Origin of the sequence: Falsihalocynthiibacter sp. BN13B15 (assembly GCF_041205415.1) — a bacterium.
In the GTDB taxonomy this organism is placed as follows: Bacteria; Pseudomonadota; Alphaproteobacteria; order Rhodobacterales; family Rhodobacteraceae; genus Falsihalocynthiibacter; species Falsihalocynthiibacter arcticus.
The window spans coordinates 519,628-535,947 of the sequence record NZ_JBGFCE010000001.1 but is presented as its reverse complement, the minus strand read 5'-3'; the positions used below and the strand labels follow the sequence as shown (position 1 = coordinate 535,947).

The following is a 16,320-nucleotide window of genomic DNA, read 5'->3' as shown; positions in this document are numbered from 1 at the left end:
ATCCGTGAATTCTGGCTTGCTGCGCAAAAGTCGGTCCAGCCGGAAAAAGCAGCTTGCGGACATTGGAGTGACGGCAGCGAAGGTCTCTTTTGTCCGCATAGCCGCCGCTCGCCCTCCGATTTGACGTTGATTTCGTGTGCAAACGCAGCGAAAGTCGGCAAAGAGCCCATTGTGCCTGTTTCTGCGGCCAGCCCCAATGTCAGCTTTCCTAGGTTGGAAAAGTAATAAGCGCGCACTATTCGATCTCGAAGGACGCCTTCATGTGTGGGTGGTATACACAGAAATAATACGTTTCCATTTCAACGTTTACGATGATCTCGTTGCTTTCGTCCTGAGCAATCTCACCAGTATCCCATCCAGCCTTATCGCCTGTCGCGGTATGTGGGGCCAAATCATTGTTGGTCCAACGAATTACATCCCCAATGAGCGGTGTTACGCTTCTAGACCAAAGAACATTTCAACATCAATCAATAATGGCGCGCCAGATATCTGTATTTCGTGCGGAGAAAGCGCCGAAATGTCCGATTTTTTTCAGAGAGAAGTCACTCGGCGCGAATACTTGATCAATGACATCAGCCTTTGGGTAAAGCTCTTTCAGTCGATTCACTGTGCGCGGTGGGATCAATTGATCATCTGTAAATGCGACCGTTTTCAAAGGACATTGAAGACGGGACGGATTCAACAATGACAACCAAGGGATTGCTGAATCATTCCGGAAGAATGTTCTGGTCAAACACCATCTGCGCCACTGCCAGTATACGCCAGCAGGTAAGTCAGCGCCCAGTCCAATCCGCCTGCCGGGCAGGTATCCGGAAAAAACCGTTGCGAGAGGGCCAATAACGAACCAGAAAAGCATTGCAAGAGGCATATAGCTCAACGGATGCTCCCGCCAATTGACTGGCCCGCTCGCTACGGCAATGAACCTATCAATCTTGCTAGCGTCTTCGTGAAAACCGGTCATAAAGCCGCCAAAAGAGTGCCCAATAACCCAAAGTGGCACGCCCCGCTGATCGGCTTGTCTTATTGCAAACGTGAGAGCGGCGGCCTGATCGAGCGTTCCCCAGTCGGCCATCGTCGCATCTGAGTCTCGCATTGGTTTTTGAGAAGACGCCCCAAAATCACGGTAATCGTAAGTCAGACTAGCGATACCTTCTGCTTCTGCCAGCCAATTGGCAAATTTGGCATAGAAGGTCTGCGGGACACCAACTGCCCCGTGGATCAATACGAACGCGCGCAGTTGATCGCTGGGCACCCGCGACGTACCGACTAGGTTCGCGCCATCGGCAGAGAGGGAGACCGTTTCACTTCGGGTAATGCTTTTATCTTGCATAACACAAGCCCTTCACTAGACTATATGGTCCAGTTTAATATCGACGCTAGACCATTTAGTCTAGACCAAAACGTCTAATTCGTGCGGAGTCCGTAACTTGAGCCAACGAAAAGCTTCAAAAACCACCTCTCGTGATCGATTGGTCACTGCCGCAAACGTGGTATTTATGGAACGTGGATACCACGGAGCCACGATAGCTGATATTCTGGACGCAAGTGGTGTCCCAAAAGGATCGCTTTACCACCACTTTCCCAACGGAAAAGCCGACATAGGACTAGCCGCCGCGCAAGATGCCGGAAAACAAATGGCTTCCCTTATCGATGCAACATTTGAAGCATCGCAAACTTGGCATGCCGCAATTGATTTGTTTTGCGAGCGTCTCGCCACCTTGTTTGAGCGGACAGATCAGGGCAGCAGATGTCCTGTGGCCAGCATACTCCTTGACGGGCACCAACCGCCTTCTTCGCGCGAAGAGGCAAATATAATCTACAATAATTGGATCGATGTGACAGCTTCGAATCTTGAACGTCTTGATGCACCTAACCCGCGTGAAACCGCTGAAAAGTTATTAGTGCTCTTGCAGGGCTCATGGGTCATCGCAAGAGCAAGTGGGTCTGGTGACAAATTGCGTGACTTGCCCAAACTTGTTTTGGGAAAAATATAGGAAGCGCTTGGTGCCCGGCAAGCCCCTAGATACTCAACCCATCAGTCAAGCCAATTCGGTCGACAGTAGGCATTCGTACACATCCCAGCATTCGGTATTTTGGGCTGATTTTGTTGAAAAACTCTTCCTTGATCTAGCGGTCAGTCACTGATTCAATTCGTGTATTGAACGGGAGGTTTGGCGATGATGGGACCCATGCAGGAAGAGCAAGCGGCGCTGTTTTACGAGTTCTCGCTCGAGGATCATGTCCCGCAAGATCACTTGCTGCGGTCCATTGACCGGTTCGTCGACTTAAGCAGCAGCCGTGGTCATTTAGCTGATTTCTAAAGCCACACTGGCCGCCCATCCATCGATCCAGAGTTGCTGATCCGGATGCTGTTGGTGGGATACTGCTTCGGCATTCGCTCTGAACGCCGCCTTTGTGAAGAAGTGCGCCTGAACCTGGCGTATCGGTGGTTCTGCCGTCTCGATCTGACCGGCAGCATTCCGGATCATTCGACCTTTTCCAAGAACCGCCACGGTCGTTTCCGCGAGAGCGGTTTACTACGGCACGTGTTCGAGACGACTGTCGCGCGCTGCATGCAAGAGGGGCTGGTCGGGGGTCAGGGATTTGCTGTTGATGCTAGCTTAATCTCAGCTGATGTTCAGAAGCAGAACTCCAGCAATCCTGACGATTGGGCGGCCCGCAAAACTGACCCCAATGATGCGCCGCGCGCAGTGCGCGAGTATCTCGACACCCTGAATGACGAGGCCCTTGGCGCAGCCAGTGATGTCATGCCCAAGTTTACCGCCCACGCGGACCCGGCCAGCCAGTGGACTGCGGCGCGCAAGGGGCCTGCTTTCTTTGCCTATTCAGACAATTACCTCATCGATACAGATCACGGGATCATCGTGGATGTGGATGCTTCTCGATCAATCCGGCAGGCGGAAGTGGGCGCAATGCGCAAGATGATTGACCGCACCGAAGACCGCTTTGGCCTTAAGCCCGATTGGGTGGCCGCAGACACGGCATACGGGTCTGCTGATAATCTTGTCTGGCTCACGTTGAAGCGGCAAATACTCCCCTTCATCCCTGTATTTGATAACTCCAAACGGAAGGATGGTACGTGGTCACGATCGGACTTCACCTGGGACGAAGACAACGACCTATACATCTGCCCGGAAGGCAAAGAGCTTCGCCAAACCCGACGGAATTATTCCGACGCCAACAGGCTCACACCCAAGGCTGGCCGTCGCCAATATCGCAGCCTGAAGCTGGAGTGTCAGGCATGTCCATCGAAGTCCAAATGCTGCCCAAATACTGCGACGCGCAGCATCACCCGTGAGAAATACGAAATTGTCAGAGACTTCGCCCGTCAATGCACAGCATTCGAGTTCAACGCGACGGCCCAGAAACGCCGAAAGAAGGTCGAGATGCTGTTCGCACATCTCAAACGCATCCTCGGCTTGGGCAGGCTCCGATTACGAGGACCATGTGGTGTCCAAGACGAATTTACCCTCGCCGCCACCGCCCAGAACCTCCGGAAGTTAGCAAAACTCAAGCCGTTGGTTCCCACAACAGGTTAACAAGTGGGGCGAGCATCGGACATCCAAGACAATCAATGCAGTAGCTCGCTCCAACGCTCCTAAAACAACGAGTTTTTCAACAAAATCGGCCCTTCCTACGCCTTCGCTGCGCGATCTACGAATGACAGCTCCCAGAAACAGCGCATTTCGGTGCGTCGTGCACGAACTGGTAAGGTGCGGGACTCTTCAGTCATTCGCCTATTTCTTTTCAAGGTCCGGTTTCGAGTGTCATAGTGTCTTGGTAGATTGATGAGCAAAGTCGCGATATTTGGATACGAGCTTCTTTCCGATTTGTCCCACACCATAGTGGGTCTCTTCGAGACGACTACAGGGATGGATACGTGCGTGGTTTCCTGTCGAGATGACTTCATCAGCGGTAGACAGTTCGTCGGGTAATATCTTGCGTTCTACGATGGATAGGCCCATGTCACTTAGCAGGCCCAATGCGCGGGCGCGCGTAATTCCTGGCAGCAACATATCATTGGGAACCGGAGTATGGATTTCATTGTCCATGACCAACAACAAGTTCTGCATTGTGAACTCAGCAACATCGCCTCGGGCATCCAGCATAACTGCATTGTCGAAGCCACGTTTCCGAGCCTCTCCCCATGCGCGCGTAAGCTGTGGGTAAAGGCAGGATGCCTTTGCTGTCGTGGGCGCTGTTTCGGGAAGAGGTTTTCGAAGAGGCGAAATACAAGCGCTGAAACCCTGCGAAACATCAGGCATCGGCATGACCTGAATAACCAGCGCGAAGCGGGTTGAGGTTGGATCAATCGGCCCCAAGCCGTCTTCGATCCAAAACATCGGCCGGATATACAATGCTGCATCAGATGCAAATTTCTTGGCACCGTCTCTCGCAAGTGCCTCAATGGCCTCGGCATCGCAGGTCGGGATCATGCCCATAATCTCAGCAGAACGGACCACGCGTTGGCAGTGGAGGGCCAGATCGGGAAAGACGCCGTCATAGCGACGCGCACCGTCAAATACTGTATTGCCGAGCCACGCGGCATTGGTCGTCGCAAACATGAGCGGTGTCGCTCCGGCAAACCAATCATTATTAATGTACGTCCAAGTGTCCAACATGATGAAGTCCTTACCTTAGAAGCTTGAGCGATCCAGTTAACGAACGGACCCACTTTGATGGGCCACACAAACCGATCCCATCAAGTTTTTCTGTCATCAAGCGGCGCTCTGGGAAGACGCTCTCGTATTCTTCAAAGGAATGAAGGGACCGAGCAAATGCAGGGAATGCAACAACGGAATGATCGGTGCTTGGTGCATGTGCCTTTTCTAAAAGAGACGCGAGAGCTGCAGCATCAGCCTGCAATATTGGCACAGGCCGATCAGCGCTGTTGAATATAGTAACCCCGTTTGAATCCGTCATTCTGACGTTGCCCGCGCCGTGATGACGTGCGCCCAGGCCGATTGCGATAGTCGCAACGGTGTTTGCGAGCAGTCCTGACGCAAGCTGAGGATCGACGATAATCGCAAATCTCAGATCGCCGGTCCCGCGTAGCGGCACAATGTCGTCATTAGCAGTCATAGCTGGACCTCTTGCACGCCAACGACCGTCAGCGCCAATGTACAAAGCGTTGCCTCTGTCGTTCTCAACGGGGCGATGTCGGACAACTCATCGCGCGGAGCGGGCAAGACCCGCAATTCACCCGTCGCCCCATAGACGTCACCTACCAGTTTTTCTGATACGTCCTGTCTGACCAGCCGATGCGACCCCGCATCTGGTCCCCCAATCAATGTTGGGTGCCCCACTAGACCAAGCGTAGGAGTGGCAAGGAAACCGATGGGTTCGCTGATCTCGCCTGTCAACCGCAACTCTGCTTCGGCTAGCCGTCTGTCTTTCACGGCCACCGTTGCTCCCAAGCGGGTATCTTTCTGAATTTTACCCGCTGCAGGATGATCAAGATCATAGGACCTTGCGATCCGGACGGAGGCCATCTTCTTGGGCCAGCCCTGCAATAACCCCCTCACCATCGAGATATCTTGCGTCACGTAGATGAACGGACAGAACAGACGTTTTTGTCCCTCGTGTTCAGCCTCCAAGAGATAAAAGAATTCGTCATAGAGCGCGTAGGCTGGATCAAGCAACTCAGAGCCATCCGTCGTCGCCTGCCACTCACAGAAATGGCCGAATGCGCGGCCAGTCGGTTTACCAAAGCCCTCTGGCAAAAACCGTGCGCTGGCCTCTTTGTCGACATCGACAACAAAGCTCATGACGCGACCTGCATAATGCCACGGCGGTGCTGTAACGAGTGAGGACTTTCCGGTGTCGCTATAAGGGGGAGTGAAGCCAGTAAACATGATGATCTCCTTTTCGAGGTAAATAATCACATTTATGACGGTCATAATTCATTGATAATTCCGAAAAATTCTCCAATATGGGCAGAATCAATCTATGATATCCACGATTAAGAAAGAAACTACCATTTTGGAAGACGTAACCTCTGATAACATTGGCGGCTTGGACGACGCGGACCGCCGCATCCTTCAGGCGCTTCAAAAGGATGGTCGCCTGAGCAACGCGGAACTAGCTGTACAAACAGGCATGTCCACATCACCTTGCTGGCGACGAACCCGACGCCTTGAAGAACAAGGGCTCATCATGGGCTACCGTGCAATGCTGGATCGCAAACAATTAGGTATGGGCGTTCTCGTATTTGTTTCCGTCCAGATCGACACACATTCAGAAGAAGAAGCCGGTGCGTTCGAGCGCGCGATTGCGACCCTTCCAAAGATTGTGTCCTGTCATTCGGTGGGGGGTGGCGCTGATTTTTTGCTGCAAGTTGTGTGCCGAGACTTGGACGATTATGCAGAGTTTTCCATGAATCGCCTAAGGCGTTTGCCTGGCATCAAGGCAATGACCAGCAGCTTTGCGCTGAAAGAAATCAAGCCCGATAATGGTTGGCCGATTTAAAAAACGTAATGCAGCTGTGCTACAAGAATATTTGGCAGTGGTTGATCCATTAATGGAATTCGACGACGCAAAACTGATCGCGCCCTGTGAAATCACAGAAACCCTATCCAGGTCCGAGATACCGCCCTCTGTGTCCGACATCGCTTATACGAGCCCCGAATTCGCGAAAGCAGACTTTTATACTACCCGCAGCATCGGTCAAAGTGGGCTCGTAGCCGTCATCCGCTGCAAAATGCACCAATGTCCGCTAAAGGCGGCTGTGCTAAGACGGCAGCATAATCTCTAGCTAAGCCCGTGCTATTCCCCAATAATCCCTAATATCCAAAATCCCGAAATTGAACAAACGAAGTACAACCACTACCCATTCTCTACCCACCGACGCCATAAATCATTGAAAAGTAATTGAACTTATAGGGAAATCAATTACTCCCTATTATTGTTCTAGAGCGATAGATTGACCAAATGCAGCTTCAGAGTCAAAGGCTGCTTTCCCAATCCATTTATTGACCCTAGGTAACGTTGAGATGACAAGAAGGACTTGACCAAAGTTTAAGCAAAAGGCATTCCAATACCATGCTTATTTACAAAGTTTTTCAAGAGTCCGAATGGGCTGATTTGGTGCAAAACGGGGAAACCGAGGGCGCACCTGTGGATCTAGCGGATGGGTATATCCATTTTTCCACCGCAGAACAGTTGCGCGAAACAGTCGCGAAACATTTCGCAGGAAGCCCGACGCTTGTCCTTGTCACAATAGACGCGGATACGCTTGGAGAGGCCTTGAAATGGGAAGTCTCGCGGGGTGGAAAAGAGTTCCCGCACTTGTATCGCAAATTAAAACGCAGCGACGCGGTGGCGCACGCCCTCTTGCCAATGGGGGAGAATGGTCATGTCTTTCCCGATGATATTCCATGAGTTTTCTTGAGAAATACGGGCTGAAAGCGCTACACGCGTGCTCCCCAGAAGTAGCGCATAGCCTTTCGATTAAGGCCTTGAATGCGGGTCTTGTCCCGATGCCCGGCGGTCCGGTTGGAGGCGACAGATTGGCGACCAATCTCTGTGGTATTGACCTGCTCAACCCCATTGGGTTGGCGGCGGGCTATGACAAAAATGCCGAGGCCATTGTGCCCCTGACGCAGGCAGGTTTTGGCTTTATAGAAGTTGGGGCTGCGACACCTCATGCCCAACCTGGAAATCCCAAACCACGCCTTTTCCGCCTGACCGAAGATCGCGCCGTCATCAATCGGTTTGGTTTCAACAATCAGGGCGCGGATGCGATTGCGGCACGTCTTGCCACCGCAAAACCTCGCGTGCCTGTGGGCCTCAATTTGGGCGCAAACAAAGACAGCAACGATCGTGCAAATGATTTCGCCCGCGTAATGCGCGTTTGTGGTCCCCACGTGGCCTTCGCAACCGTCAATGTGTCGTCGCCCAATACCGAAAAACTGCGAGACTTACAGGGGGCAGATGCGCTGCGCGGCCTCCTACAGGGTGTCCTCGACGTCCGCGCTGAAGTCGCGCCCAATACACGCGTTTTCCTCAAAATTGCGCCCGACTTGAATGTTGAGGAGCTTACCCAAATAGCCGAAGTCGCAATCGAAGTAGGCATTGATGCCATCATCGCGACCAATACTACCCTTGATCGTGATGACCTAAAAAGCAGCCACAGGGACGAAATGGGGGGGCTTTCTGGAGCGCCGCTTTTTGAAAAAAGCACCCGCGTCCTCGCGCAACTGTCAAAAATCACCGATGGAAATCTTCCGCTCATTGGCGTCGGCGGGATTTCCAATGCCGCAGAGGCCTATGCCAAAATTCGGGCCGGTGCTACAGCGGTACAGCTTTATTCTGCCCTTGTTTATCAAGGGATGTCCTTGGTGCGCGACATCGCCCAAGGGCTTGAAGCCCATCTTGAGGCCGACGGGTTTAGCCATGTTTCGCAAGCCGTAGGCACCGCAAGGGACGCGTGGCTTTAGGCAGGGTTCGCGTCACGTTCAAGCGATGGATAGCGTGCGCCAAGCGTAATGGCGCGCGCAACGAAGGAAATTAACAGGGCTATCCACAACCCATGATTTCCGTACGCAGGCACCAAAACCAGCACCGCTCCGCCATAGACCAGTAAGCTTAAAAACATCATATTTCGCATATCGCGGCTGCGCGTCGCGCCTATAAAAATGCCATCCAGTATCCACGACCACATCCCGATGAGCGGTGCGGCGATCATATATCCAAGGTAAATTCGCGCCTCGGCGCGGACGGGTTCGGACTTGGCCATAAGATCGATGATGTCTTTGCCAAACAACGCAAAAACAACCGTCAAACCGATGCAAACAATGAGCGACCAAAACGTACAGAGCAGCGCGCTTTGGCGCAGATCAAAGCGGGATTTCGACCCCAAGGATTGCGCCACGAGGGCCTCCACCGCGAAGGCAAATCCGTCGAGCGCATAGGCCGTAATCATCAGGAACTGCATGAGGATTTGGTTTGCCGCCAAGGGCACGTCGCCAAAATCCGCACCAAAGAAAAGAAACGATACGAAAATCACCTGAAGCATCACAGAGCGCAGCATAATATCGCTATTGACCAAAAGCATGCGTTGTAACCGAATACGGTCAAAAACCTGCCCCCAATTTCGCCAATCGGGCGCGTAAAAAGTTGCACGACAGAACCACAGCGCAAGGGCAAAACCACCCCATTCCGCAATGACGGTCGCGATGGCGACGCCGTTCACACCCCAGTCGAAATGGAGCACAAAGAGAAAGTCGAGGCCGACATTGACGCCGTTCATCAATAACTGGATTGCCAAAACCGCGCGGGTGCGTTCCGCCGCGATAAGCCACCCTGTCAGGCCATAAATCCCAATCATTGCCGGTGCCGAATAGACGCGAATTCCCATGTAGGAGCGCGCAAGGCCTTCAACTTCGGGCGACGCGGGCGAAACGAAGAAGGCCCCCGCAAACAGGGGTACTTGCAGCAGGAAAATCCCCAAACCGGCGGTCAACCCAACAAGCAGTGCACGCGTCAAAATGGCGGCCAGTTCCGGCTGGTCATTTGCGCCCAAAGCCTGTCCCGCAAGGCCTGTCGTTCCCATGCGCAAGAACCCAAAAATCCAGTAGATCGCCGTCAGGATAATCGCCCCGATGCCCACCGCACCAATCGGCGCCGCGAGGCCAAGTTGACCGACAACTCCAGTATCCACGATCCCTAGAAAGGGGACCGTGGCATTGGAAATAACGATAGGGAGGGCAATTTTTAGAACGCGCCGGTGCGTGACTTTACGTGTCAAATTAATCGCCCTTTTGTGGCATCAAAAAATGCCCCGTCGCTTGCGCGAATAAACGAGTGCGGTTGTCTTGCCATGCTTCAACATGGACGCTGGCGTATCTCCGCCCCGACCGATTGACCCGCGCCCGTGCATAGGCATCACGGGGGAGGCCCGTGCGTAAATAATCAACGCTAAAATCAATGGTTTTCGGGAGACGTGGTAGATTGTTGGGGTCCAAGGTTTCTGCATCAAGCACCCCACTCTCCATATCCTGCCAGAGCATGCCCCACGACAGTTCAATAATCGCCGTCACCTCAAGAAAACTCGCCGTTGCTCCTCCGTGGATCGCGGGTAAAGTCGGATTTCCGATCAGGCTTTCTCTGTAGGGCAAGGTCGCGGTCAATTCGTCTCCGCGCCGATCAAACCGAATATCCAAGAACTGAATGAACGGCACGCCATGGACCAGCGCTGCCAAGGTTGAATCGCGTCGTTGTTTGATGACCTGAACGGGTTCGGGAGGGCGACGGTTCATGCTGTTTTCTCCTGCGCGCGCTCAAGTGTGAAAGCACCCGTCGCGGAGGCTACGGGAATTTCGCCCTCATCGTCCCGCGCGGTTACCCGAATAAAGGCGACGCTGCGGGTGACGTGATAGCATTCGGCCCGTGCGACGATCCGTTGACCCGGGGTGGCGCTGCGCATGTAGTCAATCCTGAGATCGATCGTCGCGGTTGCGATTGGATTGGACGGATGGCTCATGACTGCCGCGCCACTACAGGTGTCCATTAAGGCGGAGACCGCGCCGCCGTGAATCACCCCCGTTTGAGGGTCGCCAACAAAACGCGCGTCATAGGGCATCGAAATCTCTGCGATTCCATCGCCAAGTTCATCAAGGGTCATCCCGAGGGCCTGCGAAAACGGAATTGCTTCAATAAATTTTCGGGCGACTTCTGTTCTGTCATGGCTCATGGGACCACCTTTCCTTAAAACGGTTATTGGCCGAACTGATTGACGCATCAAGCGCTAATAATCTGACCCGCCTAAAACCAGCGATTGAATCGCACGTCATATGACCCTAAGTTTGGTTGTAAGGAGAACCCAAGAACATGACGCAAACACGCCTCAATTTCAAAGACATGTGTGCGAAATTCGATGTGACTCCGCGCACATTGCGGTATTATGAATACATTGAACTACTGCAACCTGAAAAAGAGGGTCGTAGCCGCTTTTACACCGGTCGCGAAGTGGCGCGTATGGTCCTTATTCTGCGTGGACGCCGGTTTGGATTTAGCCTCGAAGAAATCCGCCAATGGTTGATGATCTATGAAGAGGCGGGCACCAAGTCGCAAATGAATGCGTGGGTGGAAATGGCGGATCGCCAACTGATTGCGTTGCGTGCACAAGCCGTTGAGTTGCAAGAATCGATAGACGATTTGCAGAGCCTACGCGACGAGGCCCTCGGCTAGTCTGCGCCTTAAGATATCTCCTTTTTGCACGCAAAAACACCAAAAGCCCCCTTACGTGCCGTCAGGAAAAAAGTGACGTAGCGTTTCGTTTACGTTAACGTCAAGCTGTATTGTAGAGTTGCAGTGACCCTCCCATGTGTGGGTGCAGAAGCAACCACAAGGAGCGCCCCATGACCGACATGATGACCATCCGACAAATGTGTATTGCCTTTGATGTGACCCCGCGCACATTACGTTTTTACGAAGCAAAAGAGCTGCTATTTCCTGTGCGTGACGGGCAACACCGTCTGTTTACAAAACGGGATCGCGCCCGCCTCAAGCTTATTTTGCAGGGGAAACGTTTTGGCTTTTCCCTCGAAGACATTCGCCAGCTTTTAGATCTCTACGACATGGATGACGCGCAATTCACCCAGTTGAACCGCACCTATCAGCTCGCCCATGAACGCCTAAAAGACATGATCGCCCAGCGCGACGAACTCACAGGTGCAATCGAAGATTTGCGCCTTCAATTAAAATGGGGCGAACAGCGCCTCGCCGAGATGCAACGCCCCAACGCGGCCGAATAAGGGAACCCCGATATGCCCAGCTATGTAGCCCCAACTCAAGATCTGCAATTCGTTTTGCATGAAGTGCTCAAAGTGTCCGAAAGCGCCGTTCCTGGCTATGATGAACTCGAGCCTGACTTCACTTTGGCGGTCATTGAGGAAGCGGGGAAAATCGCGTCCAACGTGCTTGCGCCGCTCAACTTCTCTGGCGACCGCGAAGGCTGTCGTTTGGAGAATGGCGTCGTCTACACGCCAAAGGGGTTCAAAGAAGCGTTTGAGCAGATGAAGGACGGCGGCTGGACGGCACTGGACTGCGATCCCGAATACGGCGGCCAAGGCATGCCTTACGTTTTGGCAACCTCCGTCGGCGAGATTTTCGTTTCCGCCAACATGGCGTTCAACATGTATCAGGGCCTCACGCACGGGGCCTATTCCGCGATCCACGTACACGGCACCGATGCGCAAAAACAGACATTTCTGCCCAAAATGGTGTCCTGTGAGTGGACCGGCACGATGAATCTGACCGAACCCCACTGTGGCACCGACCTTGGTTTGATGCGCACAAAAGCCGAGCCACAAGACGACGGCTCCTACGCGATCACAGGCCAGAAAATCTTCATTTCGGCTGGCGACCATGACATGTCCGAAAATGTCATTCACCTTGTGCTTGCCAAAATTCCCGGTGGTCCTGAAGGCGTCAAAGGGGTGTCGCTCTTTATTGTGCCCAAGTTCAACGTCAACGAAAACGGCTCGCTTGGCGAACGAAATGGCGTATCTGTTGGAAGCATTGAAGAGAAAATGGGCATCCACGGCAATTCGACCTGTGTGATGAACTATGATTCCGCGCGTGGGTTCCTGCTTGGGGATATGCACAAAGGTATGCGCGCCATGTTCACCATGATGAACGAAGCGCGTCTGGGCGTTGGCCTTCAAGGCTATGCCCAAGCCGAAGCCGCCTATCAAAATGCAGTCATCTATGCCAACGACCGCCTGCAAGGGCGCGCCGTGACTGGGGCGCAAAACCCCAATGGCCCTGCTGATCCCCTGATTGTGCATCCAGATATCCGTCGCAATTTGATGGATCAGAAAAGCTTCGTTGAGGCCGCCCGTACTTTTGTTATGTGGGGTGCCTCAATGATCGACGAAGGGCACAAGCTTGGCAACAAAGACGCCGAAGGCCTTGTTGGATTGCTCACCCCTGTCATCAAGGGCTTCCTGACGGACAAGGGCTTTGAGATGGCGATCAACGCCCAGCAAGTCTATGGCGGACACGGCTATATCGAAGAATGGGGCATGTCCCAATTTGCCCGCGATGCCCGTATTGCGATGATTTATGAAGGCGCGAACGGCGTTCAAGCGCTTGACCTCGTTGGTCGCAAGCTCGGAACGGATGGCGGCAAACACGTGCTGGCTTTCTTTGAAATCATCAAAAACTTCATCAAGGAAAACGCCGATCACCCTGCCCTTAAGGATGATTTCTTGCCACAGCTCAAACAGGCCAGCAAAGACCTGCAAGCGGCGAGTATGTACTTCGTGGAAAACGGTATGAAAGACCCGAACAATGCGCTCGCGGGGTCCTATGACTTCATGCATTTGTTCGGCCACACTTGTCTTGGCCTGATGTGGGCCCGCATGGCAAAAGCCGCTCATGATGCAATCGAGGGTGGCGCTTCGGACAAAGACTTCTACACTACGAAAATCGCAACTGGCCGCTATTACATGGCCCGACAATTGCCCGCAACAAGCCTGCACCTTGCCCGCATTCAAACTGGCGCGGACACGGTTATGGCCCTAGATGCGGAGCAGTTTTAAGGCCCCAAAGGAGCTTCTCATGCCCAAACGTTTTCGTCTGACTCGCCGTTTTCCTGTCGCAATGACCGAGGATGGCTATCGCCGCCTTCGCAAGTTTTCAGCAGAAGCGGGTCTAGACGAAGGCGAGGCGTTGAGCTTCCTTTTTGAGAATTTCAACTCGGTGATCCATGAGGAGAACCTCACCGTCAAGTTGCGCCTTTTCAATTCGGAACTCGAAGCCCGTAAAAAATAGCGCCTTTGAAGCACCAGAGAACAAACTTATTTCGACCGGAGGAACGCAAGAATGACCATCCAACTCTATTGCTTTGGGGAAAGCGGAAATGCCTATAAGGCGGCCCTCGCTTTGGAACTTTCGGGCCTTGAATGGAAGCCCGTATACGTCGACTTTTTCAACGGCGGGGCGCGTTCAGATGTCTATCGTGCGATAAATAATATGGGCGAAGTGCCCTGCCTTATCGACGGCGATTTGCACTTGTCTCAATCGGGCGCCATCCAAGATTACATCAGCGAGAAAACTGGAAAATTCGGTGGTCGCGATTCCGCTGAGCGCCGCGAGATTTTGCGCTGGGTTCTTTGGGACAATAACAAATTGTCCGGCGTCGCGGGCATGACGCGCTTTTTGATCAACTTCCTTCCTGAAGACAAACGTCCCGCAGAAGTGATCGCCTTTAACCAAGGCCGCCTTCTCAACACATACAAAATCCTCAATGATGCCCTCGCGGACAACGACTGGCTTGTTGGAGACAGCATTACCAACGCCGATCTTTCGTGCTGCGGCTATCTCTTTTACCCAGAGCCCTTTGGCTTTGAACGCGCAGACTGGCCCCATATCGATGCATGGCTTTCGCGCATCGAAGCCCTACCCGGCTATAAAACACCCTATGATCTGATGCCCGGCTCCCCTGCCGATCGCGCTTAAGAAGGAATCCGTTATGACCGAAGCCTATATTTATGATGCCGTGCGCAGCCCACGTGGCAAAGGCCGCAAAGACGGTGCGTTGCACGAAGTAACCTCCGTGAACCTCTCGGCGCAAATCCTGAATGCCGTCAAAGAGCGCAACAACCTCGACACCAAATCCATCGAAGACGTGATTTGGGGCAACGTCACCCAAGTTGGCGAGCAAGGTGGTTGTTTGGCACGGACCGCCGTTTTGGCCAGCGACTTTGACCAACAAGTACCCGGCCTTGCGATCAACCGTTTCTGTGCATCCGGCATGGAAGCCGTGAACCTCGCGGCGAACCAAATCAAGGGCGGCGCAGGCATGGCCTATGTCGCTGGCGGCGTTGAAATGATGGGCCGTGTTCCCATGGGAAGCGACGGCGCAGCCATCGCCGTTGACCCAACCGTTGCCATGAAAACCTACTTTGTCCCACAGGGCATTTCTGCCGATATTATCGCCACCGAATATGGCTTTACCCGCGAGCAAGCCGACGCATTGGCCGTTGAAAGCCAACGTCGCGCGGCACAGTCTTGGGCGGAAAATCGTTTCGCTAAATCCATCATCACGATCAAAGACCAAAACGGCCTGACGATTTTGGACCACGACGAATACATGCGCCCCGGAACCGATATGCAGACCCTCGGCGCGTTGAATGCCAGCTTCCAAGCGATGGGCGAAGTCATGCCCGGCTTTGATAACGTCGCCATGATGAAATACCCGCACCTTGAGAAAATTAACCACATCCACCACGCGGGGAATTCCTCGGGGATTGTGGATGGCTCCGCTGCTGTCCTGATCGGCAACAAAGAGTTTGGCGAGAAATATGGCCTCAAACCACGCGCCCGCATCCGTGCGACTGCGAAAATAGGAACCGACCCAACCATCATGTTGACCGGCCCTGTGCCCGTGACCGAAAAAATCCTCAAAGACCACGGCATGGATATTTCCGACATTGATTTGTTCGAAGTAAATGAAGCCTTCGCCGCGGTTGTTCTGCGCTTCATGCAGCGGTTTGAAGTTGATCCAGCGATTGTAAACGCGGGTGGTGGTTCGATTGCGATGGGGCATCCCCTCGGCGCGACGGGTGCGATGATTATCGGCACATTGCTCGATGAACTTGAGCGTCAGGACAAAGAGGTTGGCCTTGCCACCCTCTGCATTGCGTCTGGCATGGGCGCCGCAACAATCATCGAACGGGTCTAAAACCCGTTCAAACACCCCAACAGCAAGGAGGAACGCGACATGGCAAAAGTTGATTTGGACAAACTCCAAGCTCGAAGCGGATCTATCTATCCGGGAACCCTTGCTGGCCAAATGGACGGGCGGACGTCCCTTCGGGTCGGTGATGCAGGAGGCCTGACACAATTCGGCGCGAATATTATCATTCTCGCTCCGGGCGCGAAATCTTCCCTTCGCCATTGGCACCTCAATGAAGACGAATTTGTTATGGTCACCCAAGGGCGCGTCATGTTGCACATGGACGCGGGCGAAGAAGAAATGACCGTCGGCGAATGCGCCGCGTTCCCAGCGGGGGTTGCAGATGGTCATTGCTTCATCAACCAAAGCGACGAAGAAGCACGCTTCCTTGTCATCGGCACCCGAGCCCCACATGAGGTGGCAACCTATTCCGACATAGACATGAAAGTGGTTCTGGGCGAAGGAAATCCGGTTTTCACTCGTCACGATGGCACCCCTTTGCCGGACGATATCTAGTGGGAAAGCAGCCTTTCCCAATAACACCCTTATTTTCGAGAAACACGACCTCAAAGCGTCGACATCTCACAAGCGACGGGACTCCGGTCCAAAAGGAG

General features: G+C 53.4%; 19 protein-coding genes and 1 pseudogene. 12 read left to right on the top strand and 8 right to left on the bottom strand.

The window, feature by feature from the left end; genetic code table 11:
- Window positions 1-235: 235 nt before the first annotated feature.
- Both AB9F26_RS02630 and AB9F26_RS02625 read right to left on the bottom strand, forming a co-directional pair.
- Window positions 236-391: a hypothetical protein gene (locus AB9F26_RS02630; RefSeq protein WP_335586898.1), complete on the bottom strand. Its 156-nt coding sequence runs from the start codon at window positions 389-391 to the stop codon at window positions 236-238.
- A gap of 72 nt (window positions 392-463) precedes the next feature.
- Window positions 464-1,252, bottom strand: a complete 789-nt coding sequence (locus tag AB9F26_RS02625; RefSeq protein WP_369767206.1) for an alpha/beta fold hydrolase — start codon at window positions 1,250-1,252, stop codon at window positions 464-466.
- Between the two features lie 175 nt (window positions 1,253-1,427).
- Between AB9F26_RS02625 and AB9F26_RS02620 the strand changes: the two genes are divergently transcribed.
- Entirely contained in the window at window positions 1,428-1,994 is a 567-nt protein-coding gene (locus AB9F26_RS02620; RefSeq protein WP_335586896.1) for a TetR/AcrR family transcriptional regulator, read from the top strand.
- Between the two features lie 183 nt (window positions 1,995-2,177).
- Window positions 2,178-3,560, top strand: a pseudogene (locus AB9F26_RS02615) (transposase).
- A gap of 228 nt (window positions 3,561-3,788) precedes the next feature.
- On the opposite strand, the gene AB9F26_RS02610 reads toward AB9F26_RS02615, so the two are convergent.
- From AB9F26_RS02610 to AB9F26_RS02600, 3 genes are read right to left on the bottom strand one after another with little or no spacing between them, the layout of a single operon-like run.
- The gene (locus tag AB9F26_RS02610; protein ID WP_369767205.1) at window positions 3,789-4,643 is read right to left on the bottom strand and encodes a branched-chain amino acid aminotransferase; all 855 of its coding nucleotides are present in this window, start codon (window positions 4,641-4,643) and stop codon (window positions 3,789-3,791) included.
- Window positions 4,644-4,653: 10 nt separating this feature from the next.
- Window positions 4,654-5,103: a DUF2000 family protein gene (locus AB9F26_RS02605; RefSeq protein WP_369757585.1), complete on the bottom strand. Its 450-nt coding sequence runs from the start codon at window positions 5,101-5,103 to the stop codon at window positions 4,654-4,656.
- Complete coding sequence (locus AB9F26_RS02600) at window positions 5,100-5,876, bottom strand: acetoacetate decarboxylase family protein (protein ID WP_369767204.1); 777 nt, start codon at window positions 5,874-5,876, stop codon at window positions 5,100-5,102. The genes AB9F26_RS02605 and AB9F26_RS02600 overlap by 4 nt, the downstream gene beginning before the upstream one ends.
- Window positions 5,877-5,970: 94 nt before the next feature.
- Here AB9F26_RS02600 and AB9F26_RS02595 point away from each other — a divergent pair, with 94 nt between their 5' ends.
- The 3 genes from AB9F26_RS02595 (at window position 5,971) to AB9F26_RS02585 (ending at window position 8,459) form a co-directional block, all read left to right on the top strand.
- The gene (locus AB9F26_RS02595) at window positions 5,971-6,489 is read left to right on the top strand and encodes an Lrp/AsnC family transcriptional regulator (RefSeq protein ID WP_369767203.1); all 519 of its coding nucleotides are present in this window, start codon (window positions 5,971-5,973) and stop codon (window positions 6,487-6,489) included.
- 573 nt (window positions 6,490-7,062) lie between these two features.
- A complete protein-coding gene (locus AB9F26_RS02590; RefSeq protein WP_039002689.1) occupies window positions 7,063-7,401 on the top strand; it encodes a DUF952 domain-containing protein in 339 nt (112 codons plus the stop codon).
- The gene (locus tag AB9F26_RS02585) at window positions 7,398-8,459 is read left to right on the top strand and encodes a quinone-dependent dihydroorotate dehydrogenase (protein ID WP_335584946.1); all 1,062 of its coding nucleotides are present in this window, start codon (window positions 7,398-7,400) and stop codon (window positions 8,457-8,459) included. The genes AB9F26_RS02590 and AB9F26_RS02585 overlap by 4 nt, the downstream gene beginning before the upstream one ends.
- Here AB9F26_RS02585 and AB9F26_RS02580 read toward each other — a convergent pair.
- From AB9F26_RS02580 to AB9F26_RS02570, 3 genes are read right to left on the bottom strand one after another with little or no spacing between them, the layout of a single operon-like run.
- Entirely contained in the window at window positions 8,456-9,769 is a 1,314-nt protein-coding gene (locus AB9F26_RS02580) for an MATE family efflux transporter (RefSeq protein WP_335584947.1), read from the bottom strand. The two genes, AB9F26_RS02585 and AB9F26_RS02580, sit on opposite strands and share 4 nt — an antisense overlap.
- A gap of 1 nt (window position 9,770) precedes the next feature.
- Window positions 9,771-10,280 (bottom strand): PaaI family thioesterase, encoded by a 510-nt coding sequence (locus tag AB9F26_RS02575; protein WP_335584948.1) that lies wholly within the window; start codon window positions 10,278-10,280, stop codon window positions 9,771-9,773.
- Window positions 10,277-10,714, bottom strand: coding sequence for a PaaI family thioesterase (locus AB9F26_RS02570; RefSeq protein ID WP_369767202.1), 438 nt, complete (start codon window positions 10,712-10,714; stop codon window positions 10,277-10,279). Before AB9F26_RS02570 ends, AB9F26_RS02575 begins: the two co-directional genes overlap by 4 nt.
- A 137-nt stretch (window positions 10,715-10,851) precedes the next feature.
- On the opposite strand from AB9F26_RS02570, the gene AB9F26_RS02565 reads away from it, so the two are divergent.
- The 7 genes from AB9F26_RS02565 to AB9F26_RS02535 all read left to right on the top strand — a co-directional run bounded on the left by AB9F26_RS02565 (window position 10,852) and on the right by AB9F26_RS02535 (window position 16,222).
- Window positions 10,852-11,211 carry a MerR family DNA-binding transcriptional regulator gene (locus AB9F26_RS02565; protein WP_369754953.1) on the top strand — a complete coding sequence of 120 codons (360 nt, stop codon included), beginning with the start codon at window positions 10,852-10,854 and terminating at the stop codon, window positions 11,209-11,211.
- A gap of 170 nt (window positions 11,212-11,381) precedes the next feature.
- Window positions 11,382-11,777 (top strand): MerR family DNA-binding transcriptional regulator, encoded by a 396-nt coding sequence (locus tag AB9F26_RS02560; RefSeq protein WP_039002695.1) that lies wholly within the window; start codon window positions 11,382-11,384, stop codon window positions 11,775-11,777.
- Between the two features lie 12 nt (window positions 11,778-11,789).
- Window positions 11,790-13,568, top strand: coding sequence for an acyl-CoA dehydrogenase C-terminal domain-containing protein (locus AB9F26_RS02555; protein WP_335584952.1), 1,779 nt, complete (start codon window positions 11,790-11,792; stop codon window positions 13,566-13,568).
- Between the two features lie 19 nt (window positions 13,569-13,587).
- Entirely contained in the window at window positions 13,588-13,800 is a 213-nt protein-coding gene (locus AB9F26_RS02550; RefSeq protein ID WP_039002697.1) for a hypothetical protein, read from the top strand.
- 51 nt (window positions 13,801-13,851) lie between these two features.
- On the top strand, window positions 13,852-14,487 hold the full coding sequence (locus tag AB9F26_RS02545; protein WP_335584953.1) for a glutathione S-transferase family protein: 636 nt from the start codon (window positions 13,852-13,854) through the stop codon (window positions 14,485-14,487).
- A 13-nt stretch (window positions 14,488-14,500) separates the two neighbouring features.
- Entirely contained in the window at window positions 14,501-15,712 is a 1,212-nt protein-coding gene (locus tag AB9F26_RS02540) for an acetyl-CoA C-acetyltransferase (protein ID WP_335584954.1), read from the top strand.
- Between the two features lie 39 nt (window positions 15,713-15,751).
- Entirely contained in the window at window positions 15,752-16,222 is a 471-nt protein-coding gene (locus AB9F26_RS02535; RefSeq protein ID WP_335584955.1) for a cupin domain-containing protein, read from the top strand.
- Window positions 16,223-16,320 lie beyond the last annotated feature (98 nt).